Annotated in this window: 2 protein-coding genes; one reads left to right on the top strand and one right to left on the bottom strand. The window is 75.0% G+C overall.

Translation table 11 applies throughout. From position 1 onward, the window contains the following. Window positions 1-545, bottom strand: a 545-nt coding sequence (locus KBX53_RS33125) for a hypothetical protein (RefSeq protein WP_210863793.1), incomplete at its 3' end; no start/stop codon positions are given. A gap of 170 nt (window positions 546-715) precedes the next feature. On the opposite strand from KBX53_RS33125, the gene KBX53_RS33120 reads away from it, so the two are divergent. Continuing rightward, window positions 716-1,045: a hypothetical protein gene (locus tag KBX53_RS33120; RefSeq protein ID WP_030330264.1), complete on the top strand. Its 330-nt coding sequence runs from the start codon at window positions 716-718 to the stop codon at window positions 1,043-1,045. The last annotated feature ends 280 nt before the right edge of the window (window positions 1,046-1,325 follow it).

Below are 1,325 nucleotides of genomic sequence, written 5' to 3'. Positions count from 1 at the left end.
CGCCAGTGGCCGTACCTGAGCACCCCGACGACCGTCCCGAGCAGGCTCAGCGCCACGGTGATCCGCAGCAGCCACCGCCACAGCCGGGGCGGGCCGTACACGCAGGCGTCGTAGTGCACCTGTGTGTAGACCAGGACCGTGCCCAGCGAACTACCCAGCGCCGTGTCGACCACCAGCGCGCCGGTGCCCAGCGCCAGGCTGGCGCGCGGTGCGACCCGCCGAAGAGCGACGGCGACGCACACCGCCACCAGCGGCGGCAGGAACAACGCCGAGGGCACCTCCGCGTTCGGGCGGACCTGCGGTTGCCAACCCAGGGCGTGCAACACCAGACCACCGGCCAGCGACGCGCCGGCCAGCACGAGATCACGGCCGAGGGTGCCGGAGTCGAGCCACGGTGGCGGACGCATGACCCGATCCCACCACAGCCGTCGCCGGTCGAACTCCGACCGGGGGAGGACCTCGACGGCACCGCCATGCGCCGAAAGGGGTACGCGCACCGCGCCCCGCCCGGTCCGCCCTCCGGCGGGCCCTTCGGTGAACGGCACGAAAAGATGCTGTGAACTGCGTAACCGGGTTCCGTGCTCGGCGGCGTCGCCGGGGACCGGCCCGTCCGGACGCCGGGTACGCTGCGCGCGGCCCGTCGGTCCCGGCCAGTACGGTGACAGGGCACCTCGGGGAGAGCACCCGAGGGTGGGGCGAGCGTGAGGAGACCGGGATGGCGCACGGGGAGGCCGAGCACGGCTGCGCCCAGGGCGAGCCCTGCCGGCCGGGGCACCACGACCCGCAGGCGGCGGGTAAGCACCGCCGAGCGGTCGGCGGCGCACCATCGCACCCGGCGGAGCCGCTCACCGGGCGGGCTGACGACGAGCCCGTGCTGCCGCGCCAGCGCTCCGCAGAGCCCAACACCCTCGGCGAGCCCGACTTCGACGTCCCCGCTGGTTGCCTGAGTGAACTTCCCGGCTGGGCCGGGGCGCACCGGCACGGCCCGGTCCGACCGCGTCCACGGGCCACCCGCCGGGAGCGCCCACCGCGCCGCTGGTGCTGACCAGCGCCGGTTGAGGCGCTGGCCAGCACGTGCGCCGGTGCCAGCGCCGGCTCAGCGTGTGCGGCGCCGGCTCAGCGTCAGTGTCGGCTCAGCGTGTGCGGCGCCGGCCGTGTGCGGCGCCGGTTCAGCGGGTGCGGCGGCGGATCAGCAGGGCGATCCCGGCGAGGCCGACCGTGATGGTCAACATCACGCCGACGTTGAGCAGCAGCAGGCGTTGCAGGTCGCCCAGCGCCTCGTCGAGGTCCTTCGCCGGGTCGAGCGTGTCTTCCGGGAGCACCCG

This window comes from Micromonospora sp. M51, assembly GCF_018070305.1.
Lineage (GTDB): Bacteria > Actinomycetota > Actinomycetes > Mycobacteriales > Micromonosporaceae > Micromonospora > Micromonospora parva.
This window is presented reverse-complemented; position numbering and strand designations above follow the sequence as displayed.

Coding starts and splice junctions, on each gene's coding strand:
- KBX53_RS33120 (WP_030330264.1), top strand. CDS start 716: ATGGCGCACGGGGAGGCCGAGCACGGCTGCGCCCAGGGCGAGCCCTGC.